At 33.8% G+C, this 20,509-nt stretch carries 20 protein-coding genes; 5 read left to right on the top strand and 15 right to left on the bottom strand.

Annotation, left to right across the window (positions count from 1 at the left end; translation table 11 throughout):
* Positions 1–148: 148 nt before the first annotated feature.
* From B0A81_RS00455 to B0A81_RS00395, 13 genes are all read right to left on the bottom strand, one after another.
* Positions 149–715, bottom strand: a complete 567-nt coding sequence (locus B0A81_RS00455) for an anthranilate synthase component II (protein WP_089052999.1) — start codon at positions 713–715, stop codon at positions 149–151.
* Between the two features lie 89 nt (positions 716–804).
* The gene (locus tag B0A81_RS00450; RefSeq protein ID WP_089056177.1) at positions 805–1,251 is read right to left on the bottom strand and encodes a hypothetical protein; all 447 of its coding nucleotides are present in this window, start codon (positions 1,249–1,251) and stop codon (positions 805–807) included.
* A 53-nt stretch (positions 1,252–1,304) separates the two neighbouring features.
* A complete protein-coding gene (locus B0A81_RS00445; protein WP_089053001.1) occupies positions 1,305–2,705 on the bottom strand; it encodes an anthranilate synthase component I family protein in 1,401 nt (466 codons plus the stop codon).
* 300 nt (positions 2,706–3,005) lie between these two features.
* The gene (locus B0A81_RS00440; RefSeq protein ID WP_089056289.1) at positions 3,006–4,286 is read right to left on the bottom strand and encodes a hypothetical protein; all 1,281 of its coding nucleotides are present in this window, start codon (positions 4,284–4,286) and stop codon (positions 3,006–3,008) included.
* 201 nt (positions 4,287–4,487) lie between these two features.
* Complete coding sequence (locus B0A81_RS00435) at positions 4,488–5,054, bottom strand: YceI family protein (RefSeq protein WP_089056176.1); 567 nt, start codon at positions 5,052–5,054, stop codon at positions 4,488–4,490.
* 34 nt (positions 5,055–5,088) lie between these two features.
* A complete protein-coding gene (locus B0A81_RS00430) occupies positions 5,089–5,721 on the bottom strand; it encodes an NAD(P)H-dependent oxidoreductase (RefSeq protein WP_089056175.1) in 633 nt (210 codons plus the stop codon).
* Positions 5,722–5,725: 4 nt separating this feature from the next.
* Positions 5,726–6,187, bottom strand: a complete 462-nt coding sequence (locus B0A81_RS00425; RefSeq protein WP_089056174.1) for a MarR family winged helix-turn-helix transcriptional regulator — start codon at positions 6,185–6,187, stop codon at positions 5,726–5,728.
* 429 nt (positions 6,188–6,616) lie between these two features.
* Entirely contained in the window at positions 6,617–7,348 is a 732-nt protein-coding gene (locus B0A81_RS00420) for an MIP/aquaporin family protein (protein WP_089056173.1), read from the bottom strand.
* Between the two features lie 17 nt (positions 7,349–7,365).
* A complete protein-coding gene (gene glpK / locus B0A81_RS00415; RefSeq protein ID WP_089056172.1) occupies positions 7,366–8,862 on the bottom strand; it encodes a glycerol kinase GlpK in 1,497 nt (498 codons plus the stop codon).
* Between the two features lie 227 nt (positions 8,863–9,089).
* On the bottom strand, positions 9,090–10,667 hold the full coding sequence (locus B0A81_RS00410; RefSeq protein WP_089056171.1) for a glycerol-3-phosphate dehydrogenase/oxidase: 1,578 nt from the start codon (positions 10,665–10,667) through the stop codon (positions 9,090–9,092).
* A gap of 200 nt (positions 10,668–10,867) precedes the next feature.
* Entirely contained in the window at positions 10,868–11,347 is a 480-nt protein-coding gene (locus tag B0A81_RS00405; RefSeq protein WP_089056170.1) for a DUF6691 family protein, read from the bottom strand.
* 10 nt (positions 11,348–11,357) lie between these two features.
* Positions 11,358–11,927, bottom strand: a complete 570-nt coding sequence (locus B0A81_RS00400) for a YeeE/YedE family protein (protein ID WP_089056169.1) — start codon at positions 11,925–11,927, stop codon at positions 11,358–11,360.
* A gap of 171 nt (positions 11,928–12,098) precedes the next feature.
* Positions 12,099–13,517, bottom strand: a complete 1,419-nt coding sequence (locus tag B0A81_RS00395) for an MBL fold metallo-hydrolase (RefSeq protein ID WP_089056168.1) — start codon at positions 13,515–13,517, stop codon at positions 12,099–12,101.
* A gap of 228 nt (positions 13,518–13,745) precedes the next feature.
* On the opposite strand from B0A81_RS00395, the gene B0A81_RS00390 reads away from it, so the two are divergent.
* The 5 genes from B0A81_RS00390 to B0A81_RS00370 all read left to right on the top strand — a co-directional run bounded on the left by B0A81_RS00390 (position 13,746) and on the right by B0A81_RS00370 (position 18,417).
* Complete coding sequence (locus B0A81_RS00390; RefSeq protein WP_089056167.1) at positions 13,746–14,339, top strand: HD domain-containing protein; 594 nt, start codon at positions 13,746–13,748, stop codon at positions 14,337–14,339.
* A gap of 373 nt (positions 14,340–14,712) precedes the next feature.
* On the top strand, positions 14,713–16,056 hold the full coding sequence (locus B0A81_RS00385) for a cytochrome ubiquinol oxidase subunit I (RefSeq protein WP_089056166.1): 1,344 nt from the start codon (positions 14,713–14,715) through the stop codon (positions 16,054–16,056).
* A 2-nt stretch (positions 16,057–16,058) separates the two neighbouring features.
* Complete coding sequence (cydB, locus tag B0A81_RS00380) at positions 16,059–17,135, top strand: cytochrome d ubiquinol oxidase subunit II (RefSeq protein ID WP_089056165.1); 1,077 nt, start codon at positions 16,059–16,061, stop codon at positions 17,133–17,135.
* 230 nt (positions 17,136–17,365) lie between these two features.
* Positions 17,366–17,779, top strand: a complete 414-nt coding sequence (locus tag B0A81_RS00375; protein ID WP_089056164.1) for a helix-turn-helix domain-containing protein — start codon at positions 17,366–17,368, stop codon at positions 17,777–17,779.
* A 182-nt stretch (positions 17,780–17,961) separates the two neighbouring features.
* On the top strand, positions 17,962–18,417 hold the full coding sequence (locus B0A81_RS00370) for a GNAT family N-acetyltransferase (RefSeq protein WP_089056163.1): 456 nt from the start codon (positions 17,962–17,964) through the stop codon (positions 18,415–18,417).
* 230 nt (positions 18,418–18,647) lie between these two features.
* On the opposite strand, the gene B0A81_RS00365 is transcribed toward B0A81_RS00370, so the two are convergent.
* Positions 18,648–19,433, bottom strand: a complete 786-nt coding sequence (locus B0A81_RS00365; protein WP_089056162.1) for a sulfite exporter TauE/SafE family protein — start codon at positions 19,431–19,433, stop codon at positions 18,648–18,650.
* 335 nt (positions 19,434–19,768) lie between these two features.
* A complete protein-coding gene (locus B0A81_RS00360) occupies positions 19,769–20,395 on the bottom strand; it encodes a Crp/Fnr family transcriptional regulator (protein ID WP_089056161.1) in 627 nt (208 codons plus the stop codon).
* Positions 20,396–20,509: the final 114 nt, after the last annotated feature.

Here is a 20,509-nt window from a genome sequence, read left to right as displayed (position 1 = left end):
CTTAAAGTCATAAAGTCGAAAGTCTTAAAGTCTTCTTATTTTTGACGTTTATTTTTAAAATTGATTAATGTTTTTTAGTTTTAATAGGAAAGACTAAGTTTTTAATATTTGACTTTATGACTTTCGACTTTAAAACTTTTGACTAGTCTTAACTATTAATCCAATTCTCTAAAATCCTTTTACCTTTTGGTGTCAGCACGCTTTCTGGGTGAAACTGAACGCCTCTTACGTCAAATTTTTTGTGACGTAACGACATAATTTGCCCATTTTCGTCAATAGAAGTAGCTTCAAGAACTTCTGGCAGATTGCTGTCAACAACCCATGAATGGTATCTTCCAACTTCAAACTCATTTCCTAAGCCTTCAAATAAAATTTCATCTGAAACTACTGTTTTTACATTTGTAGCAACACCATGATATACTTTGTCAAGATTTGAAAGTGTTCCGCCAAAAACTTCTCCAATTGCCTGTTGTCCTAAGCAAACGCCAAGAATGCTTTTTGTTGGTGCGTATTTTTCAATTACTGCTTTTAATAGACCAGCTTCATCTGGAATTCCAGGTCCCGGCGAAAGTAAAATTTTATCAAAAGATGCGATTTCATCAATTTCGAATTCATCATTTCTGTAAACGGTTACTTCGCAGTTTAAATCTTCCAAATAGTGCACTAAATTATAAGTGAAACTATCGTAATTGTCTATAACTAATATTTTTTTCATTGTGTATTTTTGTTTTAGGTTTCAAGTTTCAAGTTTCACGTTCCAACAACTTGAAACTTGAAACAAAGAAAACCTGAAACTAAATTTTCTTATTTTTCTCGAACGTATTTTTCGACTATAATTCGATCAACTCCTAACTTTTCTACTTTTTCGATTCCTTTTTGAATCAGTGTATCATTTTTGATTTTTATAGTAAACTCAAATTTGTTGTTTTCCCATTCTCTATTATTAAAAAATTCCAAGTTCTCAGTGTAAGTACTATCTTTTAAAGTGTACTTTCCGCCGCCGCCAAAAAATAAAGCAGTACTGTCTTTTCCATTATTTAAATCATGATTGAAAAAAGCAAAATGGGTATCATTTATAATTTTAATCATTTTTGTTTTTGAATTGAAAGTAGAAAACGTAGAATCTTTTTCAGTCGTTTCAGCTGATATAAGACGCCAGGTTCCTGCTATCGGAATCGCATTTGATTCTTTTTTCGTTTCACAAGATGTAAATAATAAAACTGCAGCAGCAAATGGAATTAATTTTTTCATAGTTTTTTGTTTATGGTTTTTAGGTTTGTTTTTAAAGTTTAAAGTATTTGAAACTAAATTTTCTCTGCCATCTCCAAAGCTGTGTTTAATGCTCTTAATTTGTTGTAAACTTCCTGCATTTCACTTTCTTCGTCAGAACTAGCGACAATTCCAGCGCCAGCCTGACAATGCAATTGATGGTTTTTGCTAAGGAAAGTTCTAATCATAATGGCATGATTAAAGTTACCTTCAAAATCCATAAAGCCAATTGCACCTCCATAAAAATTACGGTTGGTTTTTTCGTAATCTTCGATTAATTGCATCGCTCTGTGTTTTGGTGCTCCGCTTAAAGTTCCTGCCGGAAAAGTATCTGCAACAACTTGCATTGTAGTTGCTTTGTCGTGCAAATGTCCAGTTACTTTTGAAACTAAGTGAATTACGTGCGAGAAAAACTGAACTTCTCTGTACTTCTCAACATTTACATCATGACCGTTACGGCTTAAATCGTTTCTTGCCAAATCAACTAACATTACGTGTTCGCTGTTTTCTTTTTTATCTTCAGAAAGTTCTTTGGCTAAAAGCGCATCACGCTCGTCATTTCCAGTTCTTTTAAAAGTTCCTGCAATTGGATGAATTTCAGCTTTTCTGTTTTTTACGATAATTTGTGCTTCTGGTGAAGAACCAAATATTTTGAAATCTCCATAATCAAAAAAGAATAAATAAGGAGATGGATTAATACTTCTTAAAGCTCTATAAACATTGAATTCATCGCCTTTGAAACCTTGTGTAAAACGACGCGATAAAACCAATTGAAAAACGTCTCCGCGGAAGCAGTGTTTTTTAGCTAAAGCGACATTATGTTTAAACTCTTCATCGGTTAAGTTTGAGAAACCTTCGCCTTCTTTAGTGAATTTGTAAGAAGCAATATTTCTAGACTGAAGCAATTGCTCAATTTCTGAAATGTTATTTCTTCCATCAACACTGTGGCAGAATATATAAGCTTCATTTTTAAAGTGATTGATCGCGATTATGTTTTGATAAACAGCATAAAATACATCTGGAATTACAGTTGCATCGTCTTTTTTTGCAATTGAAACTTTTTCAAAATAACGAACAGCATCATAAGAAATGTATCCGAAAAGACCGTTATTGATGAATTTAAAATCATTTTTTTCTGATTTAAATTGACTTGAAAATTCCTGTATTACTTCTGGAATATTTGTTGTTGCATCAATCGAAATTTGTTCCGTTGTTCCGTCAGGAAAAGTTTTTGAAATGATTTCGTTTTCAATTTTAATTGTTGCAATTGGGTTGCAGCAGATGTAAGAGAAACTGTTATCATTTCCATGATAATCACTACTTTCTAGTAACAAACTGTTTGGGAATTTGTCTCTTATTTTAAAATAAATACTAACCGGCGTAATCGTGTCAGCCAGAATTTGTTTATAATGTGTATTGAGTATAAAAGGTTTCAAAGTATGTTGTTTTATAGTTTTTAATTTCGTTTTTGCTTAAGTTTTTATCAAAAAAAAAAGGCTTGTCGTGATGACAAGCCTTTTATATTTATAGTTTTACAGTACCATAGGAAGCTTCGTTCACGACGTTTGACGTAAATTCTTCCACCACCAAGTATTGTTCATTATTGTTTTCATTTTCTTATTTTGATGTCACAAAGATATAAATGTAAATTGGAATAGAATACATAAAAATTCAAAAAAAACTTTTCTAAATTTAGAAATTTGTTAAATTTTAAAATGCAAATCCTGTTTAAGACCTTAATTTCCAATAGCCAGCGTGTTGTTTACGTTTGCTCTAAAATCTGGATTACTTTTAATATTTGGAAGCATAAAAAGCTCCGTATTTTTAGATTTTGTGTATTCTATGTTCGATTGAGCGGTAGTATAGTAGTTTTGAATTGTCGAATTACTAGCCGAAGATTCGCTTGTAATACCACCTGTGCAATTGTTTATAATTAAGTTTTTAAAAGTTAATTTAGACAAATTTACTTCGCCGTTTCCAATATTTCCTTCTAATAAAACAAAAGGAGAGAAGCCTGAAACAATACTGTTGTTTAAATTGAAAAAGGTATTTTCTCTCACATAAACAGATTCTCTTACTAAACCTTGGTTGTTTTCTTCGAGATTGACTAACGTAATATTGTTTGCGTTTATCTTTGTCATCTTTTTTGTCATATCCGTATTTTCAATTTTATCATATGAATCAACTTCAAAACATCTAGATCCTGAAATGTCTGATGAAAACGGATGACGAATTGCAATACTGTTATTAATGTTGATTTGTGCACCTTGCGTAAAATCAAAATCATCATCAGTAGTTCGATAAGAAATAAGGTTGTTTAGGTTCAAATCACCTCCGTAACATTCAAAAGAATCATCGTTTGAGAAGCTTATTTGTATATTACTTAAGGTAGTTTTTCGCCCAACACCAGCGAGTGAAAGTCCGTTTAACTCTTTTAAAGCACTTAATTTACGACCAGAATATTCAATTCGCACATATTTTAAAATTCCAGAGTTATCCTCAGCATCAGAACCTCCGTAGTGATTTAACATAGGTTCTAAATTGAAAGGAAGAATATGAACACCGCCAAGAGAATTTATTGGTGCTTTACCTAGAATAATAATTCCACCCCAGTCGCCTGGACGTCTTTCCGAAATTTCTTTGTTTGAAGTAAAAACGATAGGATCAGTTTCAAGACCTTCGGCGATAATTTTGGCTCCATTTGTTACTACAAGAGTACCGCAGGTTTTGTCATCTCCTCGAATAACGGTGCCGGGTTCAATTGTTAAAGTTGCATTATTTGTTACATAAACAACGCCAACTAATTGATAAGTATTGCGTTTTACTAACTTGGTGTCTTTGTCAATATTTCCTGCGATAATATTGGTAGCTTCATTATATTCGGTATTTGCAGGTTTAAAGTTAGTCCAATTGTTCATCCAGTTTGTGCTGCCAAAAATTCCTTTTGGCTGCTGCTGCGCTTGAAGAAGAAAAGCGTTTAGAAGCGTAAAAAGTACAATATGTATTTTTGTTTTCATAACTACGATTTTGATTTCTAGTTTTTGATTTTTTAAGATGCTCAAAAGTAGAAGCCGAATGTTAATCAAAATGGCTGTAGTTATTATGAAAGCGTTATTGTAGTATTAAGAACGTTATGTTTTTGAAAAGTTTAAAAGAAAAAACCCTAACAGAATCAATCTGTTAGGGTTTTTCTTATATATGAATTAGTAAGTCTTAAATTAGAACTTTAAAGCTACAGCTAATTCGAAATCGTCATTGATAGTTTTGTCTCCTAAGTTTTGGAAGAAGTTACCAGAGTTATATTTGATATCGTATTTAGTTCTGTCAACTTTAAATGCAGTTGTTGCAGTGTTTCCTTTTACAGTAATATCAAAAGTTACTGGTTTAGTGATTCCTTTAATAGTTAAGTCTGCAGTTACAGTATAAACGTCAGTTGCTTTAGCTCCGATAGTTTTGAAAACTAATTTTGCAGTTGGAAATTTATCAGTTCCAAAGAAATCATCAGCTTTCAAGTGACCGTTTAATTTTCCTTGGTATTCTCCAGTTAAGTCAGTTGCAGTTAATGAAGTCATATCAACTGTAAAGTTTCCTCCAGTTAATTTTTTTCCTTTGAAAACTACAGCTCCTTCTTTAAAGTTTACTGTTCCAGAGTGCTCTCCAGTTACTTTTTTACCTACCCATTTGATAGTAGATGCTTTCACATCGATTTTTTTAGTTTGAGCATTTACTGAAATACTAGCCGCTGCTACGAATAATGCTAATGCAATTGTTTTTAAATTTTTCATGTTGTTAAAATTGATTTTGGATTAATAATAATAATTATATAGTGATAAATAATTCCTCTTGAGATTTTCTAACTTTTTTGTAATGTTGAGCTTCGTCCTCATCATGTCTGTAACCTACAGTTGCGATAACTGCTGCATTTAAGCCTAGTTTATCGAAACCTAAAATTTCATTGAATTGTGCAGGATTAAAACCTTCCATTGGTGTTGCATCGATTTTTAATTCGGCAGCAGCAGCCAATAAAGTTCCTAAAGCAATATAAGTTTGTTTTGAAGTCCAGATGTTTTTAGCTTCTTGTGATAAGTTTGAGATAACTCCGTTCATCATATCTGCAAATCCGCCTAAAGCTTCAGTTGGAAGACCTCTTGTTTCGCTGATGTTTTTAATGTAAGCAGCCACAGATTCTGGTCCTGCATTTAAATCATTTGCAAAAACAAATAAATTAGAAGCATCTGTGATTTGAGTTTGTCCCCAAGCCGCAGCTTTTAATTTTTCTCTAATTTCTGGGTTTTCTACAAGAACAACTTTAAAAGGTTGTAGTCCGTATGAAGAAGCAGCTAATCTAACAGCTTCCTTTAATGTATTTAAATCTGCTGCAGATATTTTTTTGGTCGCATCAAACTTTTTTGTTGCATATCTCCAGTTCAAATTTTCTAATAATGTGCTCATAATATTAATTTTGTTGGGTTCTGTATTTTTCTAATAATTGATTTAATAATTCTAATTCTTCAGGATTTATATTCTCGGCAAATGCGCGTTCGTGCTCATCTACTTTCGGATCTAATTCTTTTAAAACGTCTAATCCTTTTTGCGTAATTAACACTTCAATTTTTCGTCTATTGTTCGGACATACATTTCTAGTAACAAATTCCTTTAGCAGTAATTTGTCAACTAATCGTGTTGTGTTACTTGTTTTTGCCAGCATGCGTTCTTGTATTACACACATATTAGCAGGATTTCCTTTTTGTCCTCTTAGTATACGTAACACATTATATTGCTCTCCAGATAAATCATACGGTTTTATTAAATCGTTGAAATGATCCTGAATCACATTCTGTGTGTACATGATATTCAGAATAACTTTTTTCGCATTATCCATCTTAACTGTACTCTTAATAACCTCTTCAATTGTCATAGTCGTAAGTGTATAATTTGTATATACAAATGTATAACTTTTAATAGTTGTATATACAAGTGTCATGTTAAATTTTTGTTAATTGAATCAAAACAAAATAGAAAGCTTATAAACTCTATATAATTAGTATAAAAATAGAATAAATTTTTAGTTTAAAAATAGGTCTCTTCTATATTTAACGATAGTTTAAAGTGAACTTAGCTTTGTCAAAGTTTCAAAACTTGACAAAATTTTCCGAAATACATTAAAATTAAAGGTGCATATTTTACTAGCAGGACGTGCCACCATTGCGATAAGCGGGCAAAAGTACTGAACGCATATACGCCCTCTTATCGCAATGCTGTCGGGCTATCCGCACTGCTTCGGCAGGATTTCTCCTATCCCTCACGCGAGTCCGCGATAGGAGAGATTTATAGGTTATATGACATTTTAATTAAGTGCCAAATATAAAGCAGCCGCTAAACAAGATCCAATTATTGGTCCTACAATTGGAATCCAGGCGTATCTCCAATTGCTGCTTCCTTTTATAGGTAAAAGCGCGTGTACAATTCTTGGACCTAAATCTCTTGCAGGGTTTATGGCATAACCTGTGGTTCCTCCTAAAGACAGACCGATTACCCATACCAATATTGCTACCGGAAGAGCTCCAATGGTTCCTAAACCAATTGCAGCATTAGAATCGGCTGTAATTTTTAAACTTGGTCCTGCAATATAAAAGATTGTAAAAATTAAAACGAAAGTGGCAATTATCTCACTGATTAAGTTTGATACATTATTTTTGATTGCTGGTGATGTAGAGAAACAGGCAAGTTTTGTTCCTTCATCTTCTGTTATTGCAAAATGATCTTTATGAGATAACCAGACTAAAAAGGCTCCTGACATTGCGCCAATCATTTGAGCGAGAATGTAAGCAGGAACTAAATTCCAAGCAAATTTGCCAATAAGAGCCAAACCGAGTGTAACAATCGGATTTAAATGTGCGCCGCTTATTGGTCCCGCAACAGTTACGCCTACAAAAACAGCAAATGCCCAAGCGGTGGTGATAACAATCCAGCCCGAATTATTTCCTTTAGTGTCTTTAAGTACAACGTTTGCAACAACGCCGTTTCCTAATAAAATCATTAACATCGTGCCTAAAATTTCTGCTGTAAAAGGAGTCATATTTTTGTTTTTTAATTTTATTCTTCAATCCAGTCTGATGCACGTCCAATGGCCTTATTCCAGTTTTTTACCAATTTATTTACTTCTGGTTTTGGCATTTGTGGAGAAAATACGCGATCGATTGACCATTGTTCTTTTAGATCCTCTAAGCTTGACCAGTATCCTACAGCAAGTCCAGCTAAATATGCGGCACCCAAAGCTGTAGTTTCGAGTGTTTTGGGTCTTGTAACGGTTTTTCCATAAATGTCTGACTGAAATTGCATTAGTAAATTATTGGTTGCTGCACCGCCATCGACTCTTAATTCTTTTCCTTTTCCTCCATAATCTGCTTCCATAGCTTTTAGCAAATCATTAACCTGATAAGCAATTCCTTCTAAAGTAGCTCGGGCAATATGTGCACTGGTGGTTCCTCTTGTTATTCCAAAAATTGCACCTCTAGCATATTGATCCCAATGCGGAGCTCCTAAACCAGTTAGTGCTGGGACAAAATAAACACCTCCGTTATCAGGAACACTGGCTGCCAGCGTTTCTATTTCTTCTGATGTATTAATCATTTTTGCACCATCTCTTAACCATTGCACAGCTGCACCTCCAACAAAAACGCTTCCTTCTAAAGCATAGGTTGTCTTGCCGTTAATTTTCCAGGCTACAGTAGTCAATAAATGGTTTGTGGAACGAATAGGCTTTATCCCCGTATTCATTAACACAAAACAACCTGTTCCATAAGTATTCTTTATCATTCCTGAAGTTGTACACAACTGACCAAAAAGTGCTGCTTGCTGATCTCCTGCAACGCCGGCAATAGGAATTTTTGTTGAAAATAGGGTAGTAGAAGTCTCTCCATAAATGGTACTGCTTTCTTTTACTTCAGGCAGCATGGCTCTTGGAATATCAAAAAGTTCTAATAACTCATCGTCCCATTCTAAAGTATGTATATTGAATAGTAAAGTTCTACTGGCATTAGAAACATCCGTCATAAATAATTTACTTCGGGTTAATTTCCATATAAGCCAAGTGTCTACAGTTCCAAAACAAAGTTTTCCTTCTTCCGCTTTTTTTCGTGCTCCGGGAACGTTGTCTAAAATCCATTTTACTTTAGTTCCAGAAAAATAGGCATCCAGAAGTAATCCAGTTTTTGTCTGAATCATTTCGGCATGTCCTTGTGCTTTTAGTTTGTCACAATATTTTGCAGTTCTGCGATCTTGCCAAACAATTGCATTGTAAACAGGTTCACTTGTTTCACGATCCCAAACAATTGTAGTTTCTCGTTGATTGGTGATGCCAATTGCAGCTATTTCTCTACCAGAGATTCCTACTTTAGCAATTACTTCTGCGGCTACACTAATTTGAGAAGACCAAATTTCGTTTGGGTTATGTTCTACCCATCCTGGTTTTGGAAAAATTTGCTTAAAAGTTTTTTGCGAAATACTTACAATTTCTCCGCCATGATTAAAGACTATAGCTCTTGAGGAAGTAGTTCCTTGATCCAGTGCTAAAATTAATTTTTCCTGCATGGTTTATATGTTTTTAAGTTAACCAGTTGGCTATAATTGAAAAAAAATCTAACACATAGAAACATAGATTTTATGTTTAAAAAAAGGAGACAAAAAGAAACACGTTTCTTTTGCATAGCACGGCTATGTATATTTAAAAAAAGTGAAACGCCTAATTTTTGACTGCAAAAGCTATGTTTCTATGTGTTAAAAGTAATTCCATCCAACGGGTTTAAGTTAGTAAAAGTCTATTGAAATTCTTTTAAAAGAAAACCTTTCGAAATTCCTTTAAAGTTTAAAATTTCTTTGTGTATCCAAGCTTCATCATGTCCGAGTTCTTTTGCCAGTACTCTTGCCACTTTTTCTGAAGACTCAATAGCAGCTCTGGCATCTAAGAACAATAAGCGTACACGTCTTGCCAAAATATCATCAACGGTTCTTGCCATTTCATAGCGAATTGCCCAAACGACTTCTGCCATTGTAAATTCATGATCTGGATGAAGTTTTTCTTTTAATTCTGGTTCGTTTTTTTGTAATTCTAGTATTTCAGGAACATCAGAACCATAGATGTACAAATGATTCATTCTTTCTAAAGTCGTAGTGGGTTTATTTCCATGAATAGAAAGATGTTCTGTAACGCAAGGTTTATTAGGTAATTTGCCCTTTTTGATTGCCTTATTTATAATGTCTTCAGCGATTTTTCTGTATGTTGTCCATTTGCCGCCGGTAATTGTTATTAAACCCGTTTCAGAAACAATGATTTTATGGCTTCTCGAAACTTCTTTGGTACTTTTTCCTTCTTCTTCAGGAGCAGCTAAAGGACGTAAACCTGCAAAAACGGATAAAACGTCGGCTCTTGTTGGTTTTTTAGCTAGAAAACGCTGTGCATTTTCCAACACAAATTCAATTTCGCTTTCAAGCGCAATAGGTTCCAAACTGTGTTTTCTAATTAAGGTATCAGTTGTTCCAACTACAATTCTGTTGTGCCAAGGTACCGCAAATAAAACTCGTCCGTCACTTGTTTTAGGAATCATCAAAGCGTGATCGCTTGGTAAAAATGATTTGTCAAATACAAGATGAATTCCTTGGCTTGGAACAATATACTTTTTGTAAACTGTATCGTTCAGTTTCATAATGGCATTTGTAAAAACACCGGTTGCATTAATAATTGCTGCACCTTTTATTTTATAATGATCACCAGTTTCATGATCTATTGCTTCAACACCGATAATTTGGTTTTTATCATCTTTTAATAAGTTTACAACTTTAGAATAATTTAAAAGACAAGCTCCTTTTTCTACTGCAGTTTGAGCAAGGTTTATAGCCAAACGAGAATCATCAAATTGTCCGTCATGGTAAATAACACCATTTACTAAACCTTTTTCTTCTACGGTTGGCAGCATTTCGATTGTTTTTTTCTTCGAAATATATTTTGATCGGCCTAAGCTTAAACGCCCAGCGAGTAAATCATAAATAGTTAATCCAGTAGTATAAAACAGTCCGCCCCACCAATTGTAATTGGGAATTACAAAAGATTGATTTTTAACTAAGTGACCAGCATTTTTAGCGAGTAATCCTCTTTCTTTTAGAGCTTCTATAACCAAGTGTATATTTCCCTGTTCTAGATAGCGAACTCCACCGTGAACTAATTTGGTGCTTCTGCTTGAAGTTCCTTTGGCAAAATCGACCGCCTCAAGTAAGATTGTTTTATAACCTCTGCTTGCCGCATCAAGAGCAGTTCCAAGACCGCTTGCTCCACCACCAATTATAATTACATCCCACTGTTCGGTATTTTTTAGTTTCGACAATTGTTCTGAACGTTTCATATAGTATCGATTTATTGGTGTTTTTTGTAAGATAAAATCTGGTATAGTAAACTTAATAAAACTTAATGAAACAAAAACGAAGAAATACTCTTAATAAGAAAATTTGTCTATAAAGAAGCTGTGAACCAAAGTTCTGAAAAAAAATAAACCCGACAGGTTTTAGAAATCTGTCGGGTTATAATATGTGAAAAGAATTTTATTTAATGAGGAAGTTTGTCTTTAATCAAACCATAAAACCAAGTTCCTGCAATGGCACTTAATAAGGTTACTGAAATTACAGTTGCACCAGTACCAATTTGAGCGAAAAGCGGCCCAGGACAAGCTCCAGTAATTGCCCATCCAAAACCAAATAATAAACCGCCGTAGATTTGCCCTTTACTGAAAGTCTTTGGCTGAATTTCGATTTTCTCTCCTTGAAGGGTTTTAATATTGAATTTTTTAATGATAAAAACAGATATTACACCAACAACAACTGCACTTCCGATTACGCCATACATAAAGAAAGATTGCAAGTGAAACATTTCCTGAATACGAAACCAGCTGATAATTTCTGCTTTTACGAATACAATTCCAAAAAGAATTCCAACAATAAGATATTTAAGATTTGCGAATCCTGAATCTTTTATTTGACTTCCGTTGATTCCTTCCGTGTCTGTATTTTTATTTTCTAAATTACTCATTTTTGAAATTTTAAAGTGAAAGAATATAAGGTAAAATCAAAAGTGACATTACAAAACCGCCAATCATAAAACAGATTGTTGCTACTAATGAAGGCCATTGTAAATTTGAAATTCCCATAATCGCGTGTCCGCTTGTACATCCGCCGGCGTAACGTGTTCCAAAGCCAACTAAAAATCCGCCTACAACAATCATTATAAATCCGCGAAGCGTTAATAAACTTTCCCAAGAGAATAATTGTGCTGGAACTAAACCAGAATGATCAGTAATTCCGTAAGTCGCTAACTGCTCTGAAAGTTCAGGAGTAATTTGAACAGGATTTGGATTTGAAAGGAAATAAGCAGCGATAACTCCGCCAAGAAAAATTCCGAAAACGAAGAATAAATTCCAACTTTCTTTTTTCCAATCGTATTTAAAGAATGAAATATTTGCAGGAATACAAGCCGCACAAATATGACGAAGCGAAGAACTAATCCCGAAAGATTTATTTCCGATAATCAATAAAATAGGAACTGTTAAACCAATCAACGGGCCTGAAACGTACCAAGGCCAAGGTTCTTTTAAAATTTCTAGTAAACTCATATATAATTAAAATATTAAGTGTTTTTTACCTTATAAGTTATATAAGAAATTATAAGTTGGAGTTTCTTATATGACTTAGAAAAATTAAGCAAATATAAGAAGCGTACATAAAAACGCTCCAAACTAAAATGTGCTTATATAACTTATATGGTTAAACTTTATGTTCAATGTTTATGCTTTCAAAACCTTGCTCTGACAAACAAAATCTGATTTTGGAACTTCTGTTTTTGAGATTGCTCCAAAACCGCCGTCAATTTCAGAAAAATTTCTAAATCCACGTGCTTGTAATATAGAAGCCGCAATCATACTGCGGTAACCGCCCGCACAATGCAGGTAAAAATGCTCATTTGGATTAATGTCTTTTACCCAGTCATTAATATAAGCGAGAGGTTTGCTGTAAGCATCTTCGATATGTTCAGCTTGATATTCCGTTTCTTTTCGAACATCAATAACTTTATCTTCTTTGCTGTTAAATTCTTTTGAAAATTGTTCTGCTGAGATTCGGTTTACGGTATCAATTTCAAAACCAGCTTTCTGCCAAGCTTCAAAACCACCTTCTAGATGTCCGATAATCGAATCGAAACCTACGCGGCTCAAGCGTGTAACTGTTTCTTCTTCAAGACCTACTTCGGTTATCAATATAATAGGTTGTTTTACATCACCAATTAAAGTTCCAACCCACGGTGCAAAATCACCATTGATTCCAATATTAATAGACTGCGGAATAAATCCTTTTGCAAAATCACCGCTTTTGCGAGTATCTAAAATCAAAGCTCCAGTTTCTTCGGCAACAGCCTCAAATTCTTCGACCTTAATTGTTTTCATTCCGTTATGCAAAACCGTTTCAAAGCTTTCGTAACCGCCTTTGTTCATCGCTACATTCATGCTGAAATAAGCAGGAGGAGGCAATAAACCATCGGTAACTTCTTTAATAAATTCTTCTTCGGTCATATTGGCGCGCAAAGCATAATTGGTTGCTTTTTGATTTCCAATAGTCGAAACTGTTTCTTTGCTCATGTTTTTTCCACAGGCACTTCCTGCGCCATGCGCTGGATAAACAATTACATCGTCAGCCAGAGTCATGATTTTATCTCTCAACGAATGATATAAAATTCCCGCTAGCTGATCTTGAGTCATTCCTGCTGCTTTTTGAGCTAAATCAGGACGACCAACATCACCAATAAACAAAGTGTCGCCAGAAAAAATAGCGTGATCTTTTCCGTTTTCATCAATCAGTAAAAAAGTAGCACTTTCCATAGTATGTCCCGGAGTATGTAGTACTTTTATGGTTACTTTTCCAACTTTAAATTCCTGACCGTCTTTTGCAGAAATGCAGTCAAATTCGCAGGCAGCGTTTGGTCCGTAAACAATAGGAGCTTTCGTTTCTTTGCTTAAATCAATATGTCCAGAAACAAAATCAGCGTGAAAATGCGTTTCAAAAATGTATTTCAATTTTACCTGATCGCGTTCAAGACGATCCAAATAAGGCTGGATTTCTCGCAACGGATCAATAATCGCAGCTTCGCCGTTTGATGTAATATAATAAGCACCTTGAGCAAGGCATCCGGTGTAAATTTGTTCTATTTTCATGATATAAATTCTAAAAATATAGGGAAGACAAAGGTAACCTAGTTTTTTCTTAAAATGGGTGACTAATGTTACAGAAATTTGATTTTGTCTAAAAAAGGAATTTTTATCATATAAGTGATATAAGTAAATTTAAGGCATACGTAATCTGCGTTTTGCTAAAATGAACTGATATAACTTATATGGTGGAAAAAAATCTATGTAATTTTACAACTGACGAAAATTATTGATATGAACACAGCAGGCTTATTAGATCAAATTGCTTTTATAAAAGAAATTGATAAAGTAAAATACATTCAGCGCAAAACAAAACTATTCAACAGCGACCGATGTGAAAATGATGCAGAACACAGCTGGCATTTAGCCTTAATGGCGATTGTTTTGGCAGAACATTCAAATGAACCAATTGACGTTTTAAAAGTGGTAAAAATGGTTTTGATACATGATATTGTAGAAATAGATGCTGGTGATGTTTTTATTTATGATACGGTAAAAAGTCATGATAATACTGATGAGGAACGATTGGCTGCGAATCGCATTTTTGGTTTGCTTCCAAAAAGTCAAGCAGAAGAATTAATTTCTATTTGGGAAGAGTTTGAAGCCGGAGAAACCAATGAAGCCAAGTTTGCAAGATCAATGGACAGATTGGAACCTTTGCTGCAGAATACATCAAATAACGGCGGAACATGGAAAGAGTTTGACGTGAATTATGATAAGGTTTACGAGAAAAAAAGTGTAATTAAAAATGGTTCAACTTCTCTATGGAACTATGCAGAAGGTTTAATCAATGAAAGTGTTGAAAAAGGAATTTTGAAGAAAGAATAAAATATAGCCTGCGGTTTCAACCGTGGGAAACAGGTCATGATTATGTATTTCTTACGTTGCGTTCCGTGGTTGAAACCACTGAGTTATGTTTAAACACATAAAATTATACGCAATATTGTCATTTCGACCGAAGGGAGAAATCACACGCGAGATTCCGCAACGTATATTTCTATTTGTTGTAGAAATTCTAGTGTGATTTCTTCTTTGTCGAAATGACAAATAGAGACACACTCATCACAAAGCATAAGTGTAATTCATACTTTTAAAATTGTTGAAAAGTTTAACGAATATCGGGAGATAAACTTTTTTTTAAGGGGCTTTGTTCGGGTTGTAATGGTTAAATTTGTGGAACTTCATAAACAAATTACTACTTATGGAAGAAATGCTCTTTTATGACCGAATGCAATTTGCCTTCACCATTACTTTTCATTATCTTTTTCCGCAGCTTACAATGGGTCTTTCCTTGATCATTGTGTACTTCAAATGGAAATATTTAAAAACTAAAAACGAACAATACAATCACGCCACCCATTTTTGGATGAAAATCTTTGCCCTCAATTTTGCAATGGGTGTTGTAACGGGAATTCCAATGGAGTTTCAGTTTGGAACCAACTGGGCAAAATTCTCCGAATTAACTGGAGGAATTATTGGTCAGACGCTTGCCATGGAAGGAATGTTTTCATTCTTTCTGGAATCTTCTTTTCTAGGTATATTTTTATTTGGAGAAAAACTCCTAGGACATAAATGGCATTTTGTAACAGGATTATTAATTTGCATTGGTTCATGGGCGAGCGGATTTCTAATTATTGCAACACATTCGTGGATGCAGAATCCTGTAGGTTATGAAATTCTCGAAAACGGAAAATTTGTACTTAATAATTTTCAAGCTCTGTTTTTAAATCCGTGGCTTTGGCCTTCCTATCTTCATAATCAGGCAGCTTCTATGGTAACAAGTTCTTTTGTTGTTGCAGGAATTGGAGCTTTCTATATTTTAAGTAAAAAGAATGTTTCTTTTGGGAAATTGTTCTTGAAAACGGGAGTTATCTTCGGATTGATTTCGAGTATAATCGTTGCAATGCCAACAGGAGATTTACTGGCAAAAAATGTCGTAAAATACCAACCGGTAACCTTTGCTGCAATGGAAGGAATTTTTCACACAGAAAAGAAAGGTTCCGAAATTGTTTTAATAGGACAGCCAGATGTAAAAGATAAAAAATTGGATAACAAAATCGCTGTTCCTAATATTCTAAGTTTCCTGACTTATGGAAACTGGGAGCAGGAAATAAAAGGTTTAGATCAATTTGAAGAAGATCTGCATCCAACTAACATTTCGGGATTATATTATGCTTATCATATTATGGTAGGACTTGGAACAGTGTTTATTGGCTTAATGATGATTTCACTTTTTCAATTAATCAGAGGAAAATTGTTTGAAACCAAATGGATTTTATGGTCGTTAATGTTCATGATGCCATTTCCGTACATTGCTAATACAACGGGTTGGTACACTGCCGAATTAGGAAGACAACCTTGGCTTGTTTACAATTTAATGCGCACTGCAGCTGGTGCTTCGCCAACAGTTTCATCTGGAAATACCTTGTTTACATTGCTTGGTTTTATTGGTTTATACCTTTTACTAGGCATGTTGTTTTTGCTTTTGATTGGAAAAATTATCAATAAAGGCCCTCATCAAGATGGCATAACTGAAAATATATAAGTATGGAATTTTTTTGGTACGTAGTTTTAATGGGAATTCTGGCTGTTTATCTGGTTTTAGACGGTTATGATTTTGGAGCAGGAATTATTCATTTATTTTTTGCTAAAACAGAAAAGGATAAAAAAGCAATTACAAGCGCTATTGGTCCGTTTTGGGATGCTAATGAAGTTTGGCTGATTGCGGCGGGAGGTGTTTTGTTTTTTGCTTTTCCTACTTTATATGCTTCTTCTTTCAGCGGGTTTTATCTGCCTTTGATCATGATTTTGTGGCTTTTGATTTTTCGCGCAATCGGACTTGAAATGCGCGGGCAGATTCATCATCCAATGTGGGAAACAATTTGGGATAAAGCTTTTGGGGTTGCAAGTTTACTTTTGGCGCTTTTCTTCGGGATTGCTTTAGGAAATATTGTTCGCGGTGTAAATCTCGGAATGGTGCAAAACGGTGTTTCTACACAAGAAGCGCATTTTTTCTTTCTGCCTTTATGGAATCCAACTTTTAGTCCGCAGGCAAGTGAATTGGGAATTATAGATTGGTTTACACTTTTTCTTGGTATTGTGAGTGTTGTGGCGCTAACAATTCATGGTGCGAACTGGATTATTTACAAAACAAATTCCGCTTTGAATCCGCAGCTTAAAAATGTGGTTTTTAAACTGAATATTGTACTCTTGGTTTTAGTTTGTATCTCTTTGCAAATTTGGCATTTTATAGAACCTAAACCGTTTCATAATTTTATAGAAAATCCTATTCTTTGGTTTTTTCCGCTTTTGACTTTTGTTGGAATTTTAGGATTGTTTAAAGTGCGCTCATTTAAAAAAGACGGTCACGGATTTCTGTTTTCAACCTTGTTTTTATTAGGCGGATTTGCTTCAACAGCGGTTTCAATTTTCCCAAATGTTTTACCTTCAACAAATAATGTAAATCCTTCGCTGACAATTTACAATACTGCAGCTCACGAATATGGATTGAATGTTGGTTTGAGCTGGTTTTTTATAGCACTGTTTTTAGTTGTTATTTACTTTATTATTCAGTATAAAGTTTTTAGCGGAAAAATGGATGATATTGGGTATGGCGAGCATTAAGATGTTTTTATAGCCGCGACCCGAGCGACAGCGAACTGGCGAAGTAATTGCGCTAATTTTTACGAATTAATTATAGGAATAGCCTCCAGTTTTAACTGGAGGTTTTTTATTCTTAACTATCAGAAAAATTGTACTTTTGTTTTTGAATTTTCTGAAATTGTATTTTACAAAGATGGATTTGTATTTTACCACAACAGAAAATTTTAAAGAATTTTAAATATCTTTGAATTATGAGTGTAGCAGAAAGATCAAAACATATAGGGAGAAACATAAGCCGAATTAGAGAGCTTAAAGGAATGAAGCAGGATGCATTAGCATTTGAAATGGGGATTACCCAGCAGACTATTTCGAATATTGAATCGAGTGAAACTGTAGATCGTGAAAGACTTTTAGATATAGCAAAAGTGCTTGGCGTTACAATAGAAGCAATTGAAAATTTTTCTGAAGAAAATGTGATTAATTATTTTAACACTTTTAATGAAACTGTTTCAGGTAGTTTTATAACGAATAACTCTTGTACATTCAATCCTTTGGATAAGATGGTTGAACTTTACGAGCGTCTGGTTTTGGCTGAAAAAGAATTAGTTCAGGCTGAAAAAGAAAAAGTCGAATATTTAGAAAAATTATTGAAAAAAGAAAAGTGAGAACTTTAAATTTTAATTAAAAGATACAAATCCGTTTATCCTTAGAGATAAACGGATTTTTTATTTTTATAGAGGAATACTTTTGCAGAAATGCTGGATGACCATGTTTTAAATAAACTGGACTATAAAGTTGTTTGATCTTTAAGATATTTTCGCTTTTTTAATTAAAACATTTTATAATAATGGATTACAAAATCAAAAAAGCAAGTCTTGAAGATCTCAATGAAGCAGCAGAACTTTTTAATCTTTATCGTGTTTTTTACCGTCAGGAATCTGATGTAGAAAAAGGAAAAGCATTTTTAAAAGAACGATTGTTAAATAATGAATCTGACATTTTTTTAGCGATCACAAACGGAAAAGCTGTTGGCTTTGTACAGCTTTATAAACTATTTCATTATACAAAATTGCAAAAGCAATGGCTGCTTAGTGATCTTTTTGTACATCCTGATTTTCGTGGTAAAGGTTTGTCTGTCGCATTAATTGATCGAAGCAAACAATGGTGTGAGGAAACAAATGCCTGTGGTTTGATGTTGGAAACAGAAAAAACAAACGATATAGGCAATCAGTTGTATCCGCGTTGTGGATTTGAATATGACGGATTACATAATTATTACCATTGGTGGCGAACAGATAAATAAACAGCAGGATTTAATCTGTTAATTTTGACAGCCGTATTAAATTAAAGATAAATACGATCAAGAATATAGTACCCTAAAAAGAAATCCGTTTATTTTGAAAAATAAACGGATTTTTTAATTTGATCTTTGTCAAAATTCAAGACTTTGACAAAGATCTCTACAAGTAAACTAAATTGGAAATATTTAAAGATCTTTACAAATCTGTTGTATCTGCAGGTAAGAAATTCATATTAAAATAAAACTTCTTTTGTAATAATGTAAAATCCCATTATGAGAACAAACCAGCCAAAAAGCGGTTTTAATTTTGTTCCATCTATTTTTTTAGAAAACTGACTTCCTATAAACATTCCTAAAAGTGCCATTCCCGAAACACCTAGTAAAAAAGTATAATCGATAGGAGTTCCTATATATAAATCACCTCCAAAACCTATTGAGGAATTAATGGTAATAATCAATAATGAAGTCCCTACGGCTTGTTTCATTGGTAAATTGGCAAAGAATAAAAGTGCAGGAATGATTAAAAATCCACCGCCGGCTCCAAGAAATCCTGTGACGATTCCGACCAAGAAGCCAATTAAACTTAATTGGAGATAATTGGTTTCGGCAGTTTTTATTTCAGGCTGAGGTTTTCGAATCATCGAAATCGCCGCTGTTATCATCAAAACCGAAAAGACAATCATAATCAGAAAATCTTTTGAAACAGAATAAGAGGCAATAGAAAATAGGGTAGAAGCAATTTTAGGAAAAATAACTTCACGAATAATCAGTATTGAAATTACAGAAGGTATTGCAAAATACAATGCCGATTTGAGTTTTAGATTTCCCATTTTATAATGACTGTAACTGCCAAATAAAGCGGTTAAGCCAACAATAAATAAAGAGTACGAAGTTGCTTGTTCTGGATTTACTTTAAACAAATACACTAAAATAGGAATAGTCAAGATAGAACCGCCGCCGCCAATTAAGCCCAGAGAAATTCCGATAATGATTGAAGCAAAATAGCCTAAGTATTCCATTATATTTGTTTTTATGCAAAGTTGCCTCGGAAATTAGAGATCTACAGTAACATTTATCACAGAAGTGATTTTTTACCACAGATTATTATGATTAAAAGGATTTTTCTGGGCATATAAATTTAAACAGATCGAGACATAGATATGTGTAAATAATGTGTTATTCATTTCAATCTATTATTAAGACAAAGTAACTATGTCTCTATGTGTTTAAGATTGAAGTTAGGTTTGTCACATTGAGCGAAGTCGAAATGCTTTACGAGTTTTCTCTTGAAGCCTCGAGACGCTCGAACTGACAATTGTTTTATTAAATCAAATTCGTGAAATTCGAGGTAAACTTATTTCAAAAGTTCAATCTGATTTCGGTTGAGTTTGACTAAACCTCGCTGTTCCATTTTTTTTAGTAATCTCGAAACAACTTCTCTCGATGTATTTAATTCTGTTGCGATTTCTTGATGTGAAAGATTGACTTCAGAACAGCCACAGGTATCAGAGTGTCTTTTTAAGTAAAATTCTAAACGTTCATCCATAGAACGAAAAGCGATATTATCAACAACTTCCAATACTTCTTCAAAGCGGCTTCTGTAAGTTTCGATTACAAATTCGTACCAAGATCTGTGTTCCATCATCCATTTATCCATCATTTGCAACGGAATCATCATGACAGAAACATCTTCGACTACTTTTGCCATGATCTGACTTTTTTCGCTTTTCGCTGTACAAATCATCGAAATAGCACAGGCTTGTCCAGGCTGAAGATAATACATTAAAAACTCACCGCCGTCTTCGCCTTCGCGATAAATTTTGATTTTTCCTTTAGTAATCAAAACCGTGTTTTTAATGTACTGCCCGGTTCGCATCAAAATTGTTCCAGCTTCAAAATCTTGAAGACTTCCGTTTTCTTCAATAGTAGCAATAAGTTCACTGGAGAAATTAGGAAATGTATTTTTTAATGAATGTTGCATTGTATCTTTTTTTTGCCGTGAATTTCACAAATTCACACTAATTAATTCATGAGAAATTGTGAAATTTTCGACTGGTATTATTGTCAAAATCGAATAAAAAATTATAATTTTTTA

This window comes from Flavobacterium plurextorum (assembly GCF_002217395.1).
In the GTDB taxonomy this organism is placed as follows: domain Bacteria; phylum Bacteroidota; class Bacteroidia; order Flavobacteriales; family Flavobacteriaceae; genus Flavobacterium; species Flavobacterium plurextorum.
Note: the sequence above shows the minus strand (reverse complement) of the source record. Positions and strands in the feature narration are given on the sequence as shown.